The sequence below is a fragment of the Streptomyces boninensis genome, from assembly GCF_048572725.1.
Classification (GTDB): Bacteria; Actinomycetota; Actinomycetes; order Streptomycetales; family Streptomycetaceae; genus Streptomyces; species Streptomyces boninensis.
The window spans coordinates 6785077-6805149 of sequence record NZ_CP183837.1 but is presented as its reverse complement, the minus strand read 5'-3'; the positions used below and the strand labels follow the sequence as shown (position 1 = coordinate 6805149).

The following is a 20073-nucleotide window of genomic DNA, read 5'->3' as shown; positions in this document are numbered from 1 at the left end:
GTCACTCAGGGTCGCTTGCCAGCGACCTCGCCCCGCGGACGCAGTGGGCCAGCGCCGCCTGCGCATAGGCGGGCGACGCTCCGGCGAGACCACAGGCCGGAGTGATCACCACCGACTCCGCGAGGGAGCCGGGATCGAGCCCCAGCCTGCGCCACAACGACCTGACACCCCCGACGCTACCGGCAGGGTCTGACAATGCGCCCGTGTCCGCGCCGCTCTTGAAATGGGGGGTGCCGGGTACCAGCCCGGCGAGGAGCGCGGTGCCGCCCTCGACGGCTTCCCCGATCACGTCGTCCTGACGCTCGGTGAGCAGCCCGAAGTCGAGCGAGACGGCGTGCGCCCCGGCCCGGCGGAGCAGGGCGATGGGGACGTCGGGGGCGCAGGAGTGCACGACGGTCGGTCCGCCGCCATTGGCGTCCAGCACGTCCCGCAGGGTGGACTCGACGATCGCCCGGTCCACGGCACGATACGTCCGATAGCCGCTGGCGGTTTTGACCTGCCCGGTCAGCACCGCCGTCACCGACGGCTCGTCCAGCTGCAGCACGACCTCCGCACCCGGGACCCGGCGCCGTACGTCGGCGAGGTGATGACGGAGCCCCTCCGCAAGGGAAGCCGCCAGGTCCCGGCAGGCCCCCGGGTCCCGGAGCGCCGCCTCCCCATTGCGCGTCTCAAGGGCGGCGGCAAGCGTCCACGGCCCGACGGCCTGCACCTTCAGCGGCCCCTCGTACCCCTGCGTGAACTCCTCGAGAGCATCGAGATCCTCCCCGAGCCAGGCGCGAGCCCGCTTGGTGTCGCGTCCCGGCCGGTCGCTGATCCGCCACCCGCTGGGCTCCACATGCGCGTACACATCGACGAGGAGACCCGCCGTCCGCCCGATCATGTCGGCCCCGGGCCCACGCGCAGGCAGCTCAGCCAGAAAGGGAAACTCCCCGACCTCCCCGGTCACCACCCGCGCGGCCTCCCGCGCATCCCCACCGGGCATGGACCCGACCCCGGTCGCAGCAGCCGGCCCCCAGGCAAACTTCACAGTCTCACTCACGCCAGGAAGCCTACGAGGCTACTCAGCCTCCAGGCCGCACCTGCAGATCCGTGATCTCCGCATCCCGCGGCAGATCCAGCACCATCAGCATCGCCTTGACCACCGACTCCGGATCGATCCACTTCCCGGCGTCGTAATCCTTCCCCTCCTGCCGGTGCACCTTCTCCTGCATCGGCGTGGCCGTACGCCCGGGATAAACCGTCGTCACCCGCACGCCATTCGGCTTCTCCTCCCAGCGCAGGGAGTCCGCCAGCGCCTTCAGTCCGTGCTTGCTCGCCGCATACGCGCTCCACTGGGCATGCGCCGCCAGCCCCGCGCCGGAGTTGACGAAGATGACCGTGCCGCGCGCCTGCCGCAGCTGCGGCAGCAGCAGGCGGGTCAGCTCGGCCGGGCCGGAAAGGTTCGCGGCGAGGGTCTCCGCCCACACCTTCGGCGTGAGCTCGCCCACCGGGCCCAGCTCCACGACGCCCGCCACCTGCAGCACCGAGTCCAGCTCCTGCGGCAGCTCCTGGTGGCCGAAGGCCCACGACAGCCGCTCGGGCTCCCCCAGGTCACCGACCAGCGTCTTCGCGCCGGGAAAGCGGTCCGCGAGCTCCTTCGCCCGACCGGCGTTACGGGCCAGCAGCCACAGGTCGTCGCCGCGGTCGAGGAGGCGCCGGGTGAGGGCGGCGCCGATGCCGGAGCCGGCGCCGGTGATCAGATGGGTAGCCATACGGCCGATCCTCTCACCGCCGCCGCGCGGCTACTGCTCCAGGTACGCCAGCGCCGCCGCCGGCTCGTCCGCGAAGTAGACCAGGCCGTCCAGCGGCACCGGCAGGAAGCCCTCGGCCTCCATCCGCTGGAACTGCTGCTTCAGGCCGTCGTAGAAGCCCGCCGTGTTGAGCAGCACCACCGGCTTCGTGTGCAGGCCGTGCTTCTTCAGCTCCAGGATTTCGGTGGCCTCGTCGAGGGTGCCCGTACCGCCGACCATGATGACCACCGCATCGGCGCGCGCCAGCAGCTCGGCCTTCCGCTCCGCGAGGTCCTTGGCGACGATCATCTCGTCGCAGCCGGTGCGCGCCTTGTCGGCGAGGAAGGTCACCGAGACCCCGACCAGCCGCCCGCCCGCCTCCTGCACTCCGTCCGCGACCACCTTCATCAGCCCGACATCGGACCCGCCCCACACCAGCGCATGCCCGCGCTTGCCGAGCAGCTCGGCGAACTCGCGGGCGGGGGTGGTGTAGGTGTCGGAGAGGTTCGCGGCGCTGAGGAAGACGCAAATGTTCATGGCTGACACCGTACGCCGGGAAGAAGCCACCGGATCCGGTTGCTTTCCCAAGCATGACCAAAGGACACGTCATCACCGTCGAACCCGGCACCGAACACATCCGCGCCGTCCGCGACGGCCAGATCCTCGCCGACAGCCGCCGCCCGCTCGTGCTCCGCGAGACCGGCTATCCGCCCCGCTACTACCTCCCGCACGAAGACGTCCGCACCGAGCTGCTGACGCCGACCGAGACCACCACCCACTGTCCGTTCAAGGGCGACGCGTCGTACTGGTCGGCGGCCGGAGCCGCGGACATCGTCTGGGCGTATCCGGATCCCAAGCCCGAAGTGGCCGCGATCAAGGACCACTTCTGCTTCTACGACGCCGAGGTCGTGGAATAGTCGCTCAGCCGGAAGGCGAGCTCCGTCCGCCACTTCTCCGGGTCCGGCTCCTCCGCCGGGTTCGTCAGGAAGCGCTCCAGCCGGCAGCCCCACCGGGCGCCGGCCGGGGACGCCTCCACGTCCCACTCCAGGTCGTGCGCGCCGGCCCAGTCCAGGAACTTCCTGGTCACCTCGACCTCCGGGATGCCCGCGCAGACGGCGGTCAGGTAGCGGCCGCCCGGCAGCACGCCCGCGAAGATTCCGTCGTCCTGCGGCAGCGCGGCGGCCGCGGATGCCGCCACCGGCACCCCGGCCTCCACGTGGAGCAGGTTCTCCATGTCGATGACGTTGTAGCGGAGGAACGGCGGCCCGGCCGGCTCGATGCCGCGCTCCGCGAGCCGGCCGATGAGCCAGGGCACGCGGTCGGCGACCTCGTGCATCGTGGCCATGGTGACGCTGCGGGCGGTCCCCGCGTACGGCTGCTCGCCGTGCACCACGACCGCCGGTTCTTCCATCAGATACGGGTCCATGCCGGGTAGACCGGCGCCGGGCCGCTAATTCATCGCGGCTTCCTCGGGGCCCCGCATCAGCGCAGGTCAGTTCTCCGCCAGGAAACGCTTCGCCAGCGCCTCCCCCTCCGCCACCGCCGCCCCGTGGTCCTCGATCGGGTGCGCGGCGGAGCCCGGGAAGAGCAGATACGTCACCCCCGAGTCCACCCCGCCCGTCGTCGGGTCGGGGGCGATCCCGAGGCCGGCCGCGCTCGCGTACGACGCCTCGCCGATGATCTCCTTCGGGCCCTGGTCGCCGACCACCGCGTACTGGACCTCGTCCTTGTGGATCACCGCCGCGATGGTCCCGCCGCCGACGCCCGCGCCGCGGTGGTCCCAGATCCGGCTCGGCAGGGGTACGACGATGAAGGGCAGGGCCGCCGAGTTCAGATGCCGCCCGTCCGACTGCTGGAAGGCGGTCTCCGGCTGGAACCAGCGGTCGGTCTTCTTGTTGCAGCGGCCGGTGGGCTGCCCGTCGCAGTCGATGTCCATGTCGGCGTGCCAGTAGACGGCGCCCTGTTTGCCGCATACGGGGATGTCGGCGGAAGTCCCGTCGTCGGTGCGGTATTTGCCGCGGGAGAGCTGGTCGGCGCAGCCGCCGCCGATGGCAGCCAGCAGGTCGGCGGCCCGGACGTCGCCTTCCGCCGCCGTATGCGCCCGCACGGGCGTCGTCGCATGCCCGGCGGCGGGCAGCAGGAACAGGGTCGCGAGGGCGGCCGCGAGCGCCATGGGGCGACGGCGACGTCGCATGGGGAGTCTCCGGTTATGTGGGGGGTGGAGAGCTGCCCTAAGAAGCTGTCGCGGAGGACATGCCCTCGTCAACCCCGGCACGCCGCGTGGTCGCCGCGATAGTCGCGGAGCCGACCACGCGGGTGTCGTCGTACAGGACGATCGCCTGGCCGGGGGCGACGCCCCGTACCGGCTCGGCGAAGTCCACGTGCAGCTCGTCCGCGCGCAGCTCCGCCGTCACCGGCGTCTCGCCGCCGTGCGCGCGCAGCTGCGCCGTGTACGTGCCCGGGCCCTGCGGCGCCGTGCCGCACCAGCGCGGCTTGATCGCGGTCAGGGCGGTCACGTCCAGGGCCTCCGCCGGGCCGACCGTGACGGTGTTGTCGACCGGGGAGATGTCCAGGACATAGCGCGGCTTGCCGTCGGGGGCCGGGTGGCCGATCTTGAGGCCCTTGCGCTGGCCGATGGTGAAGCCGTGGGCGCCCGGGTGGGTGCCCAGCTTCGCGCCGCTCTCGTCGACGATGTCGCCCTCGGCGGAGCCGAGGCGCTTGGCGAGGAAGCCCTGGGTGTCGCCGTCGGCGATGAAGCAGATGTCGTGGCTGTCCGGCTTCTTCGCCACGAAGAGTCCGCGCTCCGCCGCCTCGGCGCGGATCTGCTCCTTGGTCGTCTCGGTGTCGCCGAGCGGGAACATCGCGTGCGCGAGCTGGCGGTCGTCCAGGACGCCGAGGACGTACGACTGGTCCTTCGCCATGTCGGCGGCCCGGTGCAGCTCGAGCGCGCCGTCCGCGCCGCGGAGCACCTTGGCGTAGTGGCCGGTGGCGACCGCGTCGAAGCCGAGGGCGAGGGCCTTGTCGAGCAGCGCCGCGAACTTGATCTTCTCGTTGCAGCGCAGGCAGGGGTTCGGGGTCCGCCCGGCGGCGTACTCGGCGAAGAAGTCCTCGACGACGTCCTCACGGAAGCGCTCGGCGAGGTCCCAGACGTAGAACGGGATGCCGATCACATCGGCGGCCCGCCGCGCGTCATGACTGTCCTCGATGGTGCAGCAGCCGCGGGCACCGGTCCGGAACGACTTCGGATTCTTCGACAGCGCCAGATGCACACCGGTCACGTCATGCCCGGCCTCGGCGGCCCGGGCGGCGGCGACGGCGGAGTCGACACCGCCGGACATGGCGGCGAGGACCTTGAGGCGGGGGCTGGTCTTGGGGCTGCTGGCGTCAGTCATGGCTCTTACAGGGTACGCACCTGCTCCATGTACCTGTTCCAGTCCCAGTGCGGGCCCGGGTCGGTGTGGTCGGCACCGGGGACTTCGTGGTGGCCGATGATGTGTTTGCGGTCGACGGGGATGTCGTGGCGGCGGCAGATGTCGGCGGTCAGGCGGGCCGAGGACTGGTACATCGCGTCCGTGAAGGACTCGGGGCGGTCGACCCAGCCCTCGTGCTCGATCCCGATCGACCGCTCGTTGTACTCCCGGTTTCCCGCGTGGTACGCCACATCCAGCTCGCGCACCATCTGCTCGATGTGGCCGTCCTGGGCGCGGACGACGTAGTGGGTGGCGGCGCGGTGGGCCGGGTCGCGGAAGACCTTGAGGGTGGTGGCGTAGCCGCCCTGGGTGACGTGGATGATCACGCGGTCTATGCGGTAGTCGGCGGGGCGGTCCGCGCGGCGCCAGTTCGCCTGGTCGGCGGCGGTCCAGCGGGCGCGGTGGTAGTCGAGCTCGCCGGGCTTACGCGGCTTGTCGACGCCTGGGGTGCGCCACCACCAGCGGGCGAGGGTGTCCTGCCCGGCGACGGCAAGGCCGCCGGCGCCGACGACGGCCGCGCCGCCGATGAGCAGCTTGCGCCGGCTTATCCCGGTACGGGGGGCTGGGGCCTCGGGCCCGGGGTTGTCGTCCATACGTGAGGTGAGAACGCGGGGGGCGGGGATCTGGTTCCGGCGGGCCGCCACGCCTCGGGGTCGAAATCGTGGGCCACGGCCGCACGCTCCGCGTTAGGCTCGGCCGTCCTGGCAGCAGCAGGACGGGGATCGATCATGGGCATTTTCCGGCGGAAGCCGCGGCGCGACGGGCCCGAGGAGCCGCGCGACCCCGACTTCACCTTCTTCTCCGAGGCCGAGGGCGCCCTCTTCCGTACCGAGGTGCGCAACGCCTTCGCCGAGCGCGGCGTCGAGGTGACGGTGCCTTCCGCGGTGGTACGGGACGACTCCGGCCGGCAGTTCGGCCTCGGCAACATCGCCGCCGTCTGCCACAACGACGACCGCGGCCAGGCCGCCTGGCCCGGCCTCATCCACCGCCACGTCGACATCATGCTGCGCGGCCTGCAGGCCCCCGAGCCCAACGACCTGCCCCCCGAGGACTTCCGCGCCCGCCTCTACCCGCGGGTGCTCACCGAGAGCTCCAGCGCGGAGATCTTCGACTACGGGCGAGTCCTGGCCCCCGGCCTCCGCGAGGGCCTCGCGCTCGACTACCCGGACCGGGTCGCGCTGCTGCCGCGCCAGACCCTCGACAAGTACGGCACCCTCCCCGAGCTCACGGCACAGGCCCTGGACAACCTGCGGCAGCTGTCGCACCTGGAGTACGACCACATCGAGCGCGAGGACGGCGGCGACATCGACGTGGTCATGGGCGAGTCGCTCTACACCACGAGCTTCGTCCTCCTCCTCGACGAGCTGACCGAGAAGCTCACTGGCCGGGCGCTGAGCCCGGACGGCGCGCTGGTGGTGCTCCCGCACCGCCACCAGCTGGCCTTCCACCCGATCCGCGACCAGAACGTGGTGCCGGCGCTGAACACCCTGGCGCGCTTCGCGGTCGCCGGGCACATGGACTCGGTCGGGCCGCTGAGCCCGTGCGTGTACTGGTGGCGGGCCGGGCAGCTGACGCAGCTGAGCAGCGTGGAGGACGACGAGCTGCGGGTGACGGTGGGCGAGGAGTTCCAGGCGGTGCTGGAGCGGGTGGTGGGCTAGGCCCTAGCCGCCCGCGCCTGTGCCGTAACGCGGGAGCTCGGAGGTGTCGAGCGTCCAGTCCCCAAGCTGCACCACGGCGCCGAATCGATGCCGGGTGACGTTCTCGTACGACGCCTCCTCGACCTCGGTGCCGACAGGCGACCAGTAGTGCGTCACCTTGCCCTCGCGGGGGTCGACGATCACGTAATGCGTGATGCCCATCGCGGGGTATTCGTGGACCTTCTCGTCGTAGTCGTTGCCGGGGTTGGAGGGGGAGACCACTTCGATCGCCATGATGATGTCGCGGGCCGTGAGAGGGCCGTCGGTGTCGAAGGCTTCGGGGGCGGTGACGAGTACGTCCGGCCGACGCAGTATCCCGAGTCGGCGGTCCTCGACATCACCGCCGGTCTCGGCCACGAGCCCTTCGGGCATCTGCTCGTCGAGCTGCCGGCGGATGAGCCGCGCCGTCCACTCATGACGCCCGGACGGCGACATCATCATGTGCAGTTCCCCCCGGCTGATCTCCGGATACGTGAGCGGCGGCATCGGCGGCAACGCCTCCGCGGCCTTGCGCAGCCGGTCGTACTCCTCTGTGACGCTGGTCATACGCCCAGTCTACGGACCAGGTACGACAAGGTGCCCGGCCGTCACCCGCCCGGGTTACGACAGCCCCGCCGCCCGCGCCCGCTCCACCGCCGGGCCGATGGCGGCGGCCAGGGCGTCGACGTCCGCCTGGGTCGAGGTGTGGCCGAGGGAGAAGCGCAGCGTGCCGCGGGCCAGCTCCGGGTCGGCGCCCGTGGCCAGCACCACGTGGCTGGGCTGGGCGACGCCCGCGGTGCAGGCGGATCCCGTCGAGCACTGGATGCCCGCGGCGTCCAGGAGCAGCAGCAGCGAGTCGCCCTCGCAGCCGGGGAAGGCGAAGTGCGCGTTCGCCGGGAGCCGGTCCACCGGGTCGCCGCCCAGGACGGCGTCGGGCACGGCGGCCCGTACCGCCGCGATGAGCGCGTCGCGCAGCTTGCCGACCTCGCGGGCGAACTCCTCGCGGCGCGCCACCGCCAGCTCCGCGGCGACGGCGAAGGACGCGATGGCGGGGACGTCCAGGGTGCCGGAGCGCACGTCGCGCTCCTGGCCGCCGCCGTGCAGCAGCGGTACGGGGGTCTGGTCGCGGCCGAGGAGCAGGGCGCCGATTCCGTACGGGCCGCCGAGCTTGTGCCCGGAGAGGGTGAGGGCGGCGGGGCCGGCGGCGGCGAAGTCGACCTCGACCTGGCCGGCGGCCTGCACGGCGTCGGTGTGCAGGGGCACGTCGTGCTCGGCGGCGACGGCGGCGAGGTCGGCGAGGGGGAGGACGGTGCCGATCTCGTTGTTCGCCCACATGACGGTGACGAGGGCGACGTCGCCGGGGTCGTGGCCGATGGCCTCGGCGAGCGCCTCGGGGTGGACGCGTCCGTACGCGTCGACCGGCAGCCAGTCGACGCGGGCGCCCTCGTGGTCGGCGAGCCAGTGCACGGCGTCGAGGACGGCGTGGTGTTCTACGGGGCTGGCGATGACCCGGTTGCGGCGTGGGTCAGCTGCGCGGCGGGCCCAGTACAGGCCCTTGACCGCGAGGTTGTCCGACTCGGTCCCGCCGCCGGTGAAGACGACCTCGCTTGGCCGGGCGCCGAAGGCGCCGGCGAGGCGCTCGCGAGCTTCCTCCACGGTGCGGCGGGCCTGGCGGCCGGCGCTGTGCAGGGAGGACGCATTGCCGGTCGTGCCCAGCTGTCTGGTGAGCTCACGCACCGCTTCCGGGAGCATGGGGGTGGTGGCGGCGTGGTCGAGGTAGACCGGGGGCTCGGTAGAGGACACGGATGACGATTCTACGGCGAACGGGGGGCCGCCTGGTCGCACCGGGTCGCTGCCACGGGGCTCCGCGGCCGGGCACCGGGTCGCTGCCACGGGGCTACGCCCCGGACCCCGTATCGGCGCTGACGCGCCTCGTCCTCAAACGCCGGACGGGCTTGAATCCGTTCTCCCGCTCCGCCGCTGCCAAGCCCGCGGAGCCCGCCACCCGAAGCGCATCGCCAGCAGCCGCACCGTAAACGCCAGCGCAGCCGCCGCCGCGCCCGCCGCAGGCGACAGCTCGTCCGCCTTCAGCAGCAGCGCCGTCAGCGTCGCGCCCAGCAGCGCCGGCACCGCGTAGATCTCGCGGTCCCAGCGGAGCAGCGCCGGGACCTCGCCCGCGAGCATGTCGCGGAGTACGCCGCCGCCCGCCGCCGTGGCCACACCCAGCGCCGCCGACGCCGTCATCCCCAGGCCGTATTCGTACGCCTTCGCCGTCCCCGCCACGCAGAAAAGGCCCAGCCCCGCCGCGTCGAAGACGCCCACCGCCCGGTTGATCCGCTCCACCTCCGGATGGAGGAAGAAGACGATCAGCGTCGCCACCAGCGGCGTCAGGAAATACCCGAGATCGGCGAAGGCCGCCGGCGGCACCGCGCCGATCACCAGGTCGCGGAAGAGGCCGCCGCCGAGGCCGGTGACGAGGGCGAGCACGGCCATGCCGAAGACGTCGAAGTTCTTGCGGACGCCGAGCAAGGCGCCGGAAATCGCGAAGACGAAGATGCCGGCCAGGTCGAGCCAGTGCTGCAAGGAAGGGGAAAACAGATCCGCGGACACGCGCACCGTTCTACACGGTCGCGTGTCCGCGGCTGCGGACGCCCGGGCCAATCACGCCCGGGCCAGTGCCTACGCCGCGCCCTTCTTGACCACCTCAGCCGCCCCCGCGAGCGAGGCGTCCTCAGGCTGCTGGTCGGGGGCGTTCTCCGGGTGGTGGCACGCCACCTGCTGCCCAGGGCCCAGCTGCAGCAGCGGCGGCTCGACCTTCGTGCACACCTGCGTGGCCTTCCAGCACCGGGTGTGGAAGCGGCAGCCGGACGGCGGCGAGATCGGCGAGGGCACATCGCCCTTGAGGAAGATCCGCTCCCGCTGCTGGCGCCGCTTGACGTCCGGGATCGGCACGGCGGACATGAGCGCCTTGGTGTACGGGTGCATCGGCGCCTCGTACAGCGACTTCCGGTCCGCCAGCTCGACGATCTTGCCGAGGTACATCACCGCGATCCGGTCGGATACGTGCCGTACCACGCTCAAGTCATGGGCGATGATCACGTACGTCAGGCCGAACTCGGTCTGCAGGTCATCCAGCAGGTTCACCACCTGCGCCTGGATGGACACATCCAGCGCCGACACCGGCTCGTCCGCGACGATCATCCGCGGCTTGAGCGCCAGCGCCCGCGCGATGCCGATGCGCTGCCGCTGGCCGCCGGAGAACTCGTGCGGATAGCGGTTGTAGTGCTCGGGGTTGAGGCCCACGGTCTCCAGCAGCCGCTGGACCTCCTTCTTCACCCCGCCCTCGGGCTTGACGCCCTGCAGCTTGAACGGGGCACCGACGATGGTGCCGACCGTGTGCCGCGGGTTCAGCGAGGAGTACGGGTCCTGGAAGATCATCTGCACGTCGCGGCGCAGCGGCCGCATGCCGCGTACGCCCAGGTGCGTGATGTCCCGGCCCTCGAACTCCACCGTGCCCGCGGTCGGCTCCAGCAGCCGGGTGACCAGCCGGCCCATGGTCGACTTGCCGCAGCCCGACTCGCCGACGACGCCGAGGGTTTCCCCGGCCCGTACCTCGAAGTCGATGCCGTCCACCGCCCGCACCGCGCCGACCTGCCGCTTGAGCAGGCCCTTGCGGATCGGGAAGTGCTTCTGCAGGCCGGTGACCTTCAGCAGGGTCTCGCCGTTCGCGGCGGTGGCCGGTACGGCGTCCTCGGCCGGCTTCTGCGCGGGAATGCTCACGTTCTTCGCCTCGCTCACAGCTTCGGCTCGATCTCTTCGGTCCACAGCCGCTCCCGCTGCTCGGGCGAGAGGTGGCAGGCGGAGAAGTGCTGGTCCGACTCGCTGCCGACCACGGCCAGCTCCGGCCGCACCGTGCGCGTCACGTTGTCCTTCGGCAGGTCGGCGTACGGGCAGCGGGGGTGGAAGGCGCAGCCGCTCGGGATGTTGATGAGGCTGGGCGGCGAGCCCTTGACCGGGTTGAGCCGCTCGGTCTGGTCGCGGTCGATGCGCGGCATGGAGCCGAGCAGGCCCCAGGTGTACGGGTGCTGCGGCTGGGTGAACACCTTTTCCGCCGGGCCGCGTTCCACGCACCGGCCGCCGTACATGACCACGATGGAGTCGGCCAGCTCGGCCACCACGCCCAGGTCGTGGGTGATGATGACGACCGCGGAGCCGAACTCCTTCTGCAGATCCCGGATCAGGTCGAGGATCTGCGCCTGCACGGTGACGTCGAGGGCCGTCGTCGGCTCGTCGGCGATCAGCAGTTCGGGGTTGTTGACCAGCGACATCGCGATCATCGCGCGCTGCCGCATGCCGCCGGAGAACTCGTGCGGGTAGCTGTCCACCCGCTTGTCGGGCTGCGGGATGCCGACCCGGTCGAGCATCTCGACGGCCCGCTTCTTGGCGGTCTTCTTGTCGACGTCGTGGTGGACCCGGTACGCCTCCACGATCTGCTTGCCGATCGTGTAGTACGGGTGCAGCGCGGACAGCGGATCCTGGAAGATCATCGCCATCTCGCGGCCGCGCAGCTTGCGCACCTTGTCCCGCGGGGCGGACAGCAGCTCCTCGCCGTCCAGCCAGATCTCGCCGGAGATCTGCGCCCGCTTCTTGGTGTACTGGCCGACGGTGTGCAGGCCCATGATGCCGAGCGAGGTGACGGACTTCCCGGAGCCCGACTCGCCGACGATGCCGAGGGTCTTGCCCTTCTCCAGCGAGAAGCTGAGCCCGTCGACGGACTTCACCAGGCCGTCGTCGGTCGGGAAGTGCACCTTGAGGTCGCGTACCTCCAGGAAGGAGGTGGGCGGCGGGGATCCGGCCGCGACGGGCTCGCCCACGGCGGTCCCGGTGTTGATCTGCTCGCTCATCCCAGCCTCACTCGGGGGTCGATGACTGCGTACATCAGGTCGACGACGAGGTTCGCGAGAGCGATGGCCAGCGACATGATCAGGGTGACCCCCAGGATCACCGGGAGGTCCTTCGCCTCGACGGCGTTGACCGCCTCGAAGCCGACGCCCTTCAGGCCGAAGGTCGACTCGGTCAGGATGGCGCCACCCATCAGCACACCCAGGTCCAGGCCGAAGACGGTGAGGATCGGCGTCATCGTGGAACGCAGCGCGTGCCGGGTGATGACGGCCTTCTCGCCGAGGCCCTTGGCGCGGGCGGTGCGGATGTAGTCCTCGCCCATCACCTCGAGCATGGTGGCTCTGGTGAGCCGGGCGTACATCGCCGCCTGCAGGAAGGCCAGCGCGATCCACGGCAGGATCAGCGTCTCGATCCACACACCGATGGAATCGTCACCCGTCAACTCGTCGTCGAGGGTGAGCAGTCCGAGGCTGTGCACGAAGATGCCCATCATCACCATGCCGGTGAAGAAGATCGGCATCGAGACGCCGGAGAGCGCGGTGATCATCGCGGAGCGGTCCCAGATGGTGCCCCGCTTCAGCGCCGAGATGACACCGACGGCCACGCCGCCGACCAGCCACAGGACGCAGGCCCCGGCGGCGAGCGCCAGGGTCACCGGCAGCGCGCTGGTCAGCGTGTCCCAGACCGGCGCCTCGGTACGGAACGAGTAGCCGAGGCACGGCGCGGGACAGTGGGTCACGCTGCCGCCGGATACGTAGTCCCGGCCCATGGGGATCGCCTTGACGAACTCCCAGAACTGCACGAGCAGCGGGTCGTCGAGCCCGAGCTTGACGCGGATACCCGCGAGCTGCTCCGGCGATGTGGACTTGCCCGCGAAGAGCGTGGCAACGTCCTGCCCGGACCACTTCGGCAGCAGGAAGAAGATGGCGAACGTCGTCAGCAGGACGATCAGCACCATCACAATGACGGCGCTCAGGCGCCGGATGAGGTAAGCAAGCACTGTGCGCGGCCCCCGGGCGGCCGGACCCCCGGGTTACGGGGGGCCGGCCGCCGGCCGGGACCATCACCTGCCCTTCGGACTGGTGGATATCGGCGGAGAGTTGTTCGCTGCTACTTCTTTACGCCGAGCTTGACGTAGTCGAAGCGACCGCTGAAGGCAGGCGACGAGTAGACGTTGGTCAGGTTCGACCCGCGCCAGGTGATGTTGGCCTCGTAGATGAAGGGCATCCAGTAGGCGTCGTCGATGATCTTGTGACCCATGTCCGTGTAGATCTGCTTGGCCTCGGCCTTGTCCGTGGTCTTCAGCGCGTCATCGAACATCTTGTCGATCTTGGGGTCGTCGATCTGCGACTCGTTGTAGTTACCGGTCTTCAGGATGAAGCGGCTGTCCCACAGCGGCTGCCCGAAGCCCTGACCGGAGTTGAAGTCCGGGCCCCAGCCGCTCATGGTCATGCCGTACTTGCGGTCCTTGACCTTCTTCAGGTCGCCGGAGATGGTCGAGGCGTCGGCGCCGGAGAAGGTGTCGATGGTGATGTTGATGCCGACCTTGCCCAGCTGCTCCTGCAGCGCCTCGGCGGCGTCTTCCTCACCCGGCTGGTCGCTGCGCGCGGTCAGCACGGTCTTGAAGCCGCTCGGCTTGCCGCACTTCTTCAGCTCGGCCTTGGCCTTGGCCACGTCCGGCTTGCCCTTGCGCTCGAGGATGCCGTACGGGTCGTACTTGGAGTCGTGACCCGGAACGGCCTTCGGGAAGGGGTTGTTCGCGATCTTGCCGGCCGCGACCTCGCCACCGCGGGTCTGCTGCAGGCTCGCGAAGTCGGTCGCGTAGAAGACGGCCTTGCGGCAGTTGACGTTGTCGAACGGCTTGGCCTTGGTGATCAGGGCCACGTAGCGGACGAACGGCGTCTGCATGTTGTCGACGCTGTCGCGGTGGTCCTGGATGGCGGTGGTCCGGCCCGACTGCGTCATGCCGGTGCCGTTGAGGTCGACGTCGTAGTCGCCGGCCATCAGGCGCTTGTCGTTCTCTTCGAGGTTCTTGTTGATCGCGACCGTGATCTTGTCCGGCAGCGCGGGGCGAACCTCGTCCGAGGACTTCTTCCAGGCCTTGTTCCGGACCAGCACGATGGACTTGTTCGCCCGGTGCGACTGGAACTTGTACGGGCCGTTGGACAGCGGCTTGGTGGTGTACTTCTCCTTGGTGTCCGCCTCCGGCTTCACCGGCGTGCCCGAGGGCATGGCGAGCATCTGCTCGAAGTCGCTGTTCGGCGCCGGCAGGTTGAAGATGATGGTCTTCGGGTCCGGCGTCTCGATGGCCTTCAGACCCAGCTTCTTCGGGTCCTTGTCCCTGTACGGGCCCTTGTACTCGCCCTTGGGGTCGAGGACCTGCTTCAGGTACACCGGGCCACCGGTGATGACGTCGTCGGCCCAGATGCGCTCGATGCCGTACTTGATGTGCTCGGAGGTCACCTCCGAGCCGTCTTCCCAGGTAAGACCGTCACGAAGCTTGTACGTGTAGGTCTTGCCGCCATTGGTGATCTTGGCCATGTCGGTGGCCATGTCGGGGACCAGGTCGCTGCCCGGCGAACCCGGCTCGCTCTTGGCCGTCACCAGGGTGCGGGTGTAGAAGCGCATGAAGTCCCACGCCATACCGAAGTACGCGCGCTGCGGGTCGGCGCTGTCCAGGTCCTGCTTGGCGACCATGCGGAGCGTGCCGCCCTTTTTGGTCGACTTGTTGGCGTACTTGCCTATGGCGGCGTTGTAGCCGGCGCCCTTGGACTCACCATCGCCGCCGTCGTCGCCGCCACCGCAGGCGGTGACGGTCAGCGCCGACGCGGCCACGAGGGCCGCGGCCGCCGTGAGCCGTCGGTTTCGGAAACCTCTAGGCATACTTCTCGCATCCTCCGAGAATCGCGGTCCTTGGCCTTGCTGCCGGAGGACCATGGGGCAGAGCCACCTGACTGTGCGGCAGGGGCAATGGACGGTCTAACGGGTGCCCTTGGGGTCGAGCGCGTCGCGCAGGCCGTCCCCGAAGAGGTTGAAGGCCAGCACGGTGATGAAGATCGCCACGCCGGGGAAGACCATGAACATCGGGTCGTGCTCATACGTGCCGAGCGCGTCCCGCAGCATGCCTCCCCACGAGGCCGTCGGCGGCCGCACACCCGCGCCGAGGAAGCTGAGCGCGGCCTCGGTAAGGATGTTGGTGGGGATCATCAGCGTCGTGTAGACGGTGATGGGCGCCACCAGGTTCGGCAGCAGTTCACGGAAGAGGATGTGCCTTGAGCCGCCGCCCAGGCTCCGCGCCGCCTCCACGTACTCGCGCTCACGCAGCGACAGCGTCTGGCCGCGCACGATCCGGCCGATATACGGCCAGCCGAAGAAGCCGATCACCATGATCAGGATCGAGATGCGCACGCCGCTGCCGGTCAGGCCCAACAGGTCATTGGGGAGGACGGAGACCAGGGAGATGATGAACAGCAGCTGCGGGAAGGACAGCAGCACGTCCATGACCCGGCTGATGACCGCGTCGACCCAGCCGCCGAAGTAGCCGGCGATGATGCCGAAGAGGGTGCCGAGGACGACCGCGACCACCGCGGCGAGGAAGGCCACCAGCATGGAGACCCGGGCCCCGTAGATGATCCGGCTGAAGATGTCCCGGCCCTTGTTGGGCTCCACACCGAACCAGTGGTCCCCGCTGACGCCGCCGAGGGCGCCCTTGGGCAGGTTGGTCAGCTCGTCCAGCTCATCCTGGTGGAACTGGTTCGGCGGATGCCCGAACAGGTCGACGATCCACGGCGCGAAGACGCTCACGAACACCAGCACGACCACCGTGACCGCACCGGCAAGCGCGAGCTTGTCCTGTTTCAGGCGGTTCCAGGCGATCTGTTTCAGGGACCGCCCTTCCACCTTTTTCGCCCCGGCCTGACTGGCGGCCCCGTGGTCTTCACTCGGGGCCGCTTCCGCGGGCGTGTCGTGCAATGGCGCCGTCATCGTGGCAGGACCCCTCTCGGCCGGCGATCGGCCGGCCCGTGCTGCGCCGTGGTAGCGGCTGAGTCACATCACTGGTGCTGGATGTACGGATGGGTCGGGAGAACTCGTTGAGGCCATTCGTACACCGGGACGAAAGTCCCTGGACCGGGAGTCTTCATGGGGGCCGCGATCACCCGCCAGACCTCACGGGGAATGGATGCGCATTCGTGATGTGTGACACCGCCTTCCGTTATCCGGACGTCCACGGACGGTAAACGGTGGGTCAACTGGCCCCGCATTGCCGGGATCTGCGACCAAAACGGACTTATGGGTGCGGACTGTCTCAGTTAGTGGGCACCCGGCGTCGCACTGGGTGGCTCAATAAGCGCGGGGAGCAGCGCCCTGCTGCCAGCCGCCCTGCGGCGGGTATCCGTACCCGGACGCCGCCGGTGACACCGCGAGACCGCCCTCGCTGTACGCGCCGCGGTCGAAGAACGGGCGGGCATTGGCCCGCATCCACATCGCCACCGGGTCGTAGTCGTCGGCCATCGCCACCGTGGACACCGGCAGCCCGGCCGGCACCGCGGCCACCGCCTCCTGCATCATCTGCCGGGCGGCCGCGACCGACGGGGCCGCGTCGTCGTACAGGTCGAGGCCGATCGCCAAGTACGGCTCGCCGAGCGCGGGTTCCACCCACGCCCTGGTCAACGCCCGTACCGCCTGGGTGCGATGCGCGGCCTGGCCGAGGACGGCGTACAACTGCTGGACGTCCACGGACGGTTCGCTGATCCGCAGCGGCCCGGCGGGCAGCCGCTCCAGGCCCGTGGCCATCCGGCGCAGGTCGAGCCAGGGGATGCCGACGCCGCCGCCGGGGGCGTGCGGGTCGAGCCAGAGGCCCCAGTGGTCCGGGTACAGCGCGGCGGCGATGTCGCGGCCCGCGACCGACTCGGAGGCGCGGGTCCAGCCGCTGGCGGCGAGCTCCTGTGCGGAGCTGACGCAGGGCGCGTAGCCGAGCCCGTCCACCTGCATGTTGCCGTACTGGGCGTCCTGGGTGCCGGGCATGCCCTGCCACAGCAGCATCCAGACCTGGCCCTCGGCGAGCGCGGCAAGCAGCCCCTCGTACGCGTCATAGCGCCCAGGAGCCTGCTGCTCTACCAGCTGCCCCACCGTCGCGCCCCCGCTCACCGCACGCCTCCAGCCCCCGTATCAGTCCTGCACGTCACACGTTCCGCCGCACAGGCGTGCGCGGCTGCCCTGGCAATCAAATCAGGTTAGGCCCGCGCGAAGAAGGGACGCACCCGGTCTGCCATCCACGTCACCACCGGATCGGCGACCGCGTCGAGGAAGACCATCTGTACGGGCCAGGGGACGGGGTGGGCGCCGAGGGCGCGGCCCAGGGCGTCCACGGCGGCCTGCTGGGCCTGGTCCGAGGCCTCCGTCAGCTGCACGCCTACGTACAGCTGCGGGGGCGCGCCCTCCACCGAGGCGAGCGCCCGGCGCGCGGACAGCACGGCGCCGGAGGCGTGAAACTCATCGCCCGCCCGGCGCAGAAACTCCACCGGGTCCTCCTGCCAGTCCGGCTCGCTCAGCCGCACCCGGCCACCGCCGCCCCCCGCCAGCGGCTCGCGGCACAGCTCGGCGACGGCCTCCGGCGGCAGCGGCACGCCGATCGCGCCACCCGGGTTGAGCGCGATCCCCAGCTCGGGCGGCAGCCCTCGGGCGAACTCGCGGGCCGGCGCCACCGTGAACGACATAGGGCTGCCGACCACCTTCAGAAACTCCTCCTTGGAGGAGAAGACGGGGACGTACGCCTGCCCGCCGATCTCGGTCGTCGGCAGATCGAGCGTCCCACTCTGCGGCCCGCCCCCCTCGGGCAGCGGCACCCACAGATGACTGCGCCCCACCACCTCGAGCAGCCGCGCTCCCGCCTCCGGCCGCCCGACGGCCGCGGCGAGCACCTCTTCCAGCTCATTGACGGGAAACTGCTGCTCCGGATAGCTCACCCGGGAACCCTAATCCAGTCACCACGGCCCGAAACAGATGGTCCGACTACTGGAACCGGATCGCCCCCACCCCATCCGCACCCCCCCGGTCGAGCAGCACCACGCTGTCGCACCCGCCCGCCGACCCATCGGCCTCCGCGGCGGCCAGCAGCGCGCGCGTCGCCTGCCGGTGCCGTACGAACGCATACCGGGACACCGCCCGCCCCCGCGCCCGCTGCCCGGCGAGCGCGACGCCCGGCGGCACATCCAGGATCACCAGGTGCACCCCGACCCCGCGCCGCCGCGCCTCCCGCGCGACCCACCGGCGCACCCAGGGCAGCGTCCCGCAGTCGTGCACCACGACGCCCGCGGCGCCGCGCAGCGCCCGTACAAGGCCGAAATAGTGCGCTGCCCGCACCAGGGGCCGGTAGACGGCGTACGGCAGCCGGCCCCGCACCCGCGCATCCCAGCGGTCCCGGGTGTCCTGCGAATCCACCCGCCGGATCTGCCCGGACCGCCGGATCAGCGTCGACTTCCCGCTCCCCGGCAGCCCGGAGACGACCACCACATCCCCGGCGGGAAAGCCCAGCACCCGCCCGGGAAAGGCCCGCCCCCGCAGGTCGGAGAGACCCGCCGGGGGCGCCCACACGGCGGGACCGCGGCGTGCGGGCACCCGCAAGCCACGTTCCAGGTCCGGCTGCGCCGGGGCGACATCGTGCACGTTCATTGGCCCCCTAGGGTTGCAGGCGCGTGCGGCCCGTCCCGGCCGAGTGTAAAGAAATGGCAATCTTCGGCAAGGCCGCCTCTCCGCAGGCATGCAATGATGGGCCACGCCTAACTGCATACCGGCCGTTCGAATCCGCGCGGGAGAGTCCGGGCAAACCCCTCATAGGGCGGGCCCGGCGCCGAAGGAGCAAGTCCTCCCTTGAATCTCTCAGGCCCCGTACCGCGCGGGCGAGGCAGCTCTGAAAAGTGAGCAGTCCCTCACCGGGAGTGCTCCGCCCAAGGTGCAAGCCGCCCCCGCCCGCCGGGGTCACGGTGAACCTCTCAGGTACCGATGACAGATGGGGAGGACATCCGTCCACCCATGTCCGGGAGCCTGAGCACATGACACCTTCCGCTACGCCCCGTCACACCGCCCTAGACGCCACCCACCGCGCCCTCGGCGCGACCATGACCGACTTCGCCGGCTGGGACATGCCGCTGCGGTACGGCAGCGAGCGGGACGAGCACAACGCCGTCCGCACCCGGGCCGGGCTCTTCGACCTCTCGCATATGGGGGAGATCACGGTCACCGGGCCGCAGGCCGGTGAGCTGCTGGACTACGCGCTGGTCGGGCGGCTGTCCGTGGCCGGGGTGGGGCGGGCGCGGTACACCATGATCTGCCAGGAGGACGGCGGGATCCTGGACGACCTGATCGTGTACCGGCTGGCCGATTACGAGTACATGGTCGTGGCGAACGCCTCCAACGCGCAGGTCGTCCTCGACGCGCTCCAGGCGCGCGCCCCCGGCTTCGACGCCGAGGTGCGCGACGACCGGGACGCGTACGCGCTGATCGCGGTCCAGGGGCCCGAGTCGCCGGACATCCTGAAGTCCGTCACCGACGCCGACCTGGACGGGCTGAAGTACTACGCGGGGCTGCCGGGGACCGTCGCGGGCGTGGCCGCCCTCATCGCCCGTACCGGCTACACCGGCGAGGACGGCTTCGAGCTGTTCGTACGCCCCGGGGACGCCGTCACGGTCTGGGAGGCGCTCACCGCGGCGGGCCAGGAGGCCGGGCTGATCCCGTGCGGCCTGTCCTGCCGGGACACGCTGCGGCTCGAGGCCGGGATGCCGCTGTACGGGCACGAGCTGAGCACCGCCCTCACGCCCTTCGACGCCGGGCTGGGCCGGGTGGTGAAGTTCGACAAGCCGGTGGACTTCGTCGGCCGCAAGGCGCTCGAGCAGGCCGCGGAGCGGGCCGAGAGCGCGCCGCCGCGGAAGCTCGTCGGGCTGGTCGCGCAGGGGCGGCGGGTGCCGCGGGCCGGCTACCCGGTGGTCGCGGACGGCACCGTCATCGGCGAGGTCACCTCCGGCGCCCCCTCCCCCACGCTCGGCAAGCCGATCGCGATGGCGTACGTGGACGCCGCGCACGCCGCGCCGGGCACGGCGGGCGTGGGCGTGGACATCCGCGGCAGCCACGAGCCGTACGACGTCGTCGCCCTGCCCTTCTACAAGCGCGAGCGCTGACACTTCCTTCGGCAAGCGCGCTGATTCTTCCGCCGGCGCGCTGACACTCCCGCCCCGCCCGCCCACGTCTGCACCACGCCAC

At 70.7% G+C, this 20073-nt stretch carries 21 protein-coding genes and 1 riboswitch; of the genes, 3 read left to right on the top strand and 18 right to left on the bottom strand.

What is annotated here, in order from left to right:
• Position 1: 1 nt before the first annotated feature.
• Genes ACNNMR_RS31220 through ACNNMR_RS31210 form a run of 3 tightly spaced genes read right to left on the bottom strand, consistent with a single transcriptional unit; the run spans position 2 to position 2306 of the window.
• Complete coding sequence (locus tag ACNNMR_RS31220; protein ID WP_419998030.1) at positions 2–1039, bottom strand: methionine synthase; 1038 nt, start codon at positions 1037–1039, stop codon at positions 2–4.
• A gap of 22 nt (positions 1040–1061) precedes the next feature.
• A complete protein-coding gene (locus tag ACNNMR_RS31215) occupies positions 1062–1751 on the bottom strand; it encodes an SDR family oxidoreductase (RefSeq protein WP_419998029.1) in 690 nt (229 codons plus the stop codon).
• 30 nt (positions 1752–1781) lie between these two features.
• Entirely contained in the window at positions 1782–2306 is a 525-nt protein-coding gene (locus ACNNMR_RS31210; protein WP_419998028.1) for a TIGR00730 family Rossman fold protein, read from the bottom strand.
• Between the two features lie 53 nt (positions 2307–2359).
• Here ACNNMR_RS31210 and ACNNMR_RS31205 point away from each other — a divergent pair, with 53 nt between their 5' ends.
• A complete protein-coding gene (locus ACNNMR_RS31205) occupies positions 2360–2686 on the top strand; it encodes a DUF427 domain-containing protein (protein WP_419998027.1) in 327 nt (108 codons plus the stop codon).
• Here ACNNMR_RS31205 and ACNNMR_RS31200 read toward each other — a convergent pair.
• From ACNNMR_RS31200 to ACNNMR_RS31185, 4 genes are all read right to left on the bottom strand, one after another.
• Positions 2662–3195, bottom strand: a complete 534-nt coding sequence (locus ACNNMR_RS31200) for a GyrI-like domain-containing protein (RefSeq protein WP_419998026.1) — start codon at positions 3193–3195, stop codon at positions 2662–2664. The two genes, ACNNMR_RS31205 and ACNNMR_RS31200, sit on opposite strands and share 25 nt — an antisense overlap.
• A gap of 66 nt (positions 3196–3261) precedes the next feature.
• On the bottom strand, positions 3262–3963 hold the full coding sequence (locus ACNNMR_RS31195) for a glycoside hydrolase family 75 protein (RefSeq protein WP_419998025.1): 702 nt from the start codon (positions 3961–3963) through the stop codon (positions 3262–3264).
• A 37-nt stretch (positions 3964–4000) separates the two neighbouring features.
• Positions 4001–5161: a tRNA 2-thiouridine(34) synthase MnmA gene (gene mnmA / locus ACNNMR_RS31190; protein WP_419998024.1), complete on the bottom strand. Its 1161-nt coding sequence runs from the start codon at positions 5159–5161 to the stop codon at positions 4001–4003.
• Positions 5162–5166: 5 nt separating this feature from the next.
• Complete coding sequence (locus ACNNMR_RS31185) at positions 5167–5832, bottom strand: N-acetylmuramoyl-L-alanine amidase (RefSeq protein ID WP_419998023.1); 666 nt, start codon at positions 5830–5832, stop codon at positions 5167–5169.
• 135 nt (positions 5833–5967) lie between these two features.
• Between ACNNMR_RS31185 and ACNNMR_RS31180 the strand changes: the two genes are divergently transcribed.
• Positions 5968–6897, top strand: coding sequence for a hypothetical protein (locus tag ACNNMR_RS31180; protein WP_419998022.1), 930 nt, complete (start codon positions 5968–5970; stop codon positions 6895–6897).
• A 3-nt stretch (positions 6898–6900) separates the two neighbouring features.
• Here ACNNMR_RS31180 and ACNNMR_RS31175 read toward each other — a convergent pair whose 3' ends face one another.
• The 11 genes from ACNNMR_RS31175 to ACNNMR_RS31125 all read right to left on the bottom strand — a co-directional run bounded on the left by ACNNMR_RS31175 (position 6901) and on the right by ACNNMR_RS31125 (position 18489).
• The gene (locus tag ACNNMR_RS31175; RefSeq protein WP_419998021.1) at positions 6901–7482 is read right to left on the bottom strand and encodes a Uma2 family endonuclease; all 582 of its coding nucleotides are present in this window, start codon (positions 7480–7482) and stop codon (positions 6901–6903) included.
• Between the two features lie 54 nt (positions 7483–7536).
• A complete protein-coding gene (locus ACNNMR_RS31170; RefSeq protein ID WP_419998020.1) occupies positions 7537–8718 on the bottom strand; it encodes a cysteine desulfurase family protein in 1182 nt (393 codons plus the stop codon).
• 135 nt (positions 8719–8853) lie between these two features.
• A complete protein-coding gene (locus tag ACNNMR_RS31165) occupies positions 8854–9525 on the bottom strand; it encodes a trimeric intracellular cation channel family protein (RefSeq protein ID WP_419998019.1) in 672 nt (223 codons plus the stop codon).
• A 69-nt stretch (positions 9526–9594) separates the two neighbouring features.
• A complete protein-coding gene (locus ACNNMR_RS31160; RefSeq protein ID WP_419998018.1) occupies positions 9595–10695 on the bottom strand; it encodes an ABC transporter ATP-binding protein in 1101 nt (366 codons plus the stop codon).
• A gap of 14 nt (positions 10696–10709) precedes the next feature.
• Positions 10710–11819 (bottom strand): ABC transporter ATP-binding protein, encoded by a 1110-nt coding sequence (locus tag ACNNMR_RS31155; RefSeq protein ID WP_419998017.1) that lies wholly within the window; start codon positions 11817–11819, stop codon positions 10710–10712.
• Entirely contained in the window at positions 11816–12817 is a 1002-nt protein-coding gene (locus ACNNMR_RS31150) for an ABC transporter permease (RefSeq protein WP_419998016.1), read from the bottom strand. Before ACNNMR_RS31150 ends, ACNNMR_RS31155 begins: the two co-directional genes overlap by 4 nt.
• Positions 12818–12927: 110 nt before the next feature.
• Complete coding sequence (locus ACNNMR_RS31145) at positions 12928–14700, bottom strand: ABC transporter substrate-binding protein (RefSeq protein ID WP_419998015.1); 1773 nt, start codon at positions 14698–14700, stop codon at positions 12928–12930.
• A gap of 96 nt (positions 14701–14796) precedes the next feature.
• Positions 14797–15801 (bottom strand): ABC transporter permease, encoded by a 1005-nt coding sequence (locus ACNNMR_RS31140; protein ID WP_419998014.1) that lies wholly within the window; start codon positions 15799–15801, stop codon positions 14797–14799.
• 357 nt (positions 15802–16158) lie between these two features.
• Positions 16159–16947: an enhanced serine sensitivity protein SseB C-terminal domain-containing protein gene (locus ACNNMR_RS31135; RefSeq protein WP_420000544.1), complete on the bottom strand. Its 789-nt coding sequence runs from the start codon at positions 16945–16947 to the stop codon at positions 16159–16161.
• A gap of 104 nt (positions 16948–17051) precedes the next feature.
• A complete protein-coding gene (locus tag ACNNMR_RS31130) occupies positions 17052–17783 on the bottom strand; it encodes an enhanced serine sensitivity protein SseB (RefSeq protein WP_419998013.1) in 732 nt (243 codons plus the stop codon).
• A 46-nt stretch (positions 17784–17829) separates the two neighbouring features.
• Positions 17830–18489, bottom strand: coding sequence for an AAA family ATPase (locus ACNNMR_RS31125; RefSeq protein ID WP_419998012.1), 660 nt, complete (start codon positions 18487–18489; stop codon positions 17830–17832).
• Between the two features lie 127 nt (positions 18490–18616).
• A riboswitch (glycine riboswitch) is annotated at positions 18617–18721 on the top strand.
• A 148-nt stretch (positions 18722–18869) separates the two neighbouring features.
• Here ACNNMR_RS31125 and gcvT point away from each other — a divergent pair.
• Positions 18870–19991, top strand: coding sequence for a glycine cleavage system aminomethyltransferase GcvT (gene gcvT / locus ACNNMR_RS31120; RefSeq protein ID WP_419998011.1), 1122 nt, complete (start codon positions 18870–18872; stop codon positions 19989–19991).
• Positions 19992–20073 lie beyond the last annotated feature (82 nt).

What these genes read in the sequence shown, in the direction of transcription:
- ACNNMR_RS31125 (WP_419998012.1), bottom strand. Translation starts at nt 18,489, where the DNA reads ATGAACGTGCACGATGTCGCCCCGGCGCAGCCGGACCTGGAACGTGGC.
- ACNNMR_RS31215 (WP_419998029.1), bottom strand. Translation starts at nt 1,751, where the DNA reads ATGGCTACCCATCTGATCACCGGCGCCGGCTCCGGCATCGGCGCCGCC.
- mnmA (WP_419998024.1), bottom strand. Translation starts at nt 5,161, where the DNA reads ATGACTGACGCCAGCAGCCCCAAGACCAGCCCCCGCCTCAAGGTCCTC.
- gcvT (WP_419998011.1), top strand. Translation starts at nt 18,870, where the DNA reads ATGACACCTTCCGCTACGCCCCGTCACACCGCCCTAGACGCCACCCAC.
- ACNNMR_RS31145 (WP_419998015.1), bottom strand. Translation starts at nt 14,700, where the DNA reads ATGCCTAGAGGTTTCCGAAACCGACGGCTCACGGCGGCCGCGGCCCTC.
- ACNNMR_RS31155 (WP_419998017.1), bottom strand. Translation starts at nt 11,819, where the DNA reads ATGAGCGAGCAGATCAACACCGGGACCGCCGTGGGCGAGCCCGTCGCG.
- ACNNMR_RS31180 (WP_419998022.1), top strand. Translation starts at nt 5,968, where the DNA reads ATGGGCATTTTCCGGCGGAAGCCGCGGCGCGACGGGCCCGAGGAGCCG.
- ACNNMR_RS31175 (WP_419998021.1), bottom strand. Translation starts at nt 7,482, where the DNA reads ATGACCAGCGTCACAGAGGAGTACGACCGGCTGCGCAAGGCCGCGGAG.
- ACNNMR_RS31185 (WP_419998023.1), bottom strand. Translation starts at nt 5,832, where the DNA reads ATGGACGACAACCCCGGGCCCGAGGCCCCAGCCCCCCGTACCGGGATA.
- ACNNMR_RS31200 (WP_419998026.1), bottom strand. Translation starts at nt 3,195, where the DNA reads ATGGACCCGTATCTGATGGAAGAACCGGCGGTCGTGGTGCACGGCGAG.
- ACNNMR_RS31140 (WP_419998014.1), bottom strand. Translation starts at nt 15,801, where the DNA reads ATGACGGCGCCATTGCACGACACGCCCGCGGAAGCGGCCCCGAGTGAA.
- ACNNMR_RS31205 (WP_419998027.1), top strand. Translation starts at nt 2,360, where the DNA reads ATGACCAAAGGACACGTCATCACCGTCGAACCCGGCACCGAACACATC.
- ACNNMR_RS31210 (WP_419998028.1), bottom strand. Translation starts at nt 2,306, where the DNA reads ATGAACATTTGCGTCTTCCTCAGCGCCGCGAACCTCTCCGACACCTAC.
- ACNNMR_RS31195 (WP_419998025.1), bottom strand. Translation starts at nt 3,963, where the DNA reads ATGCGACGTCGCCGTCGCCCCATGGCGCTCGCGGCCGCCCTCGCGACC.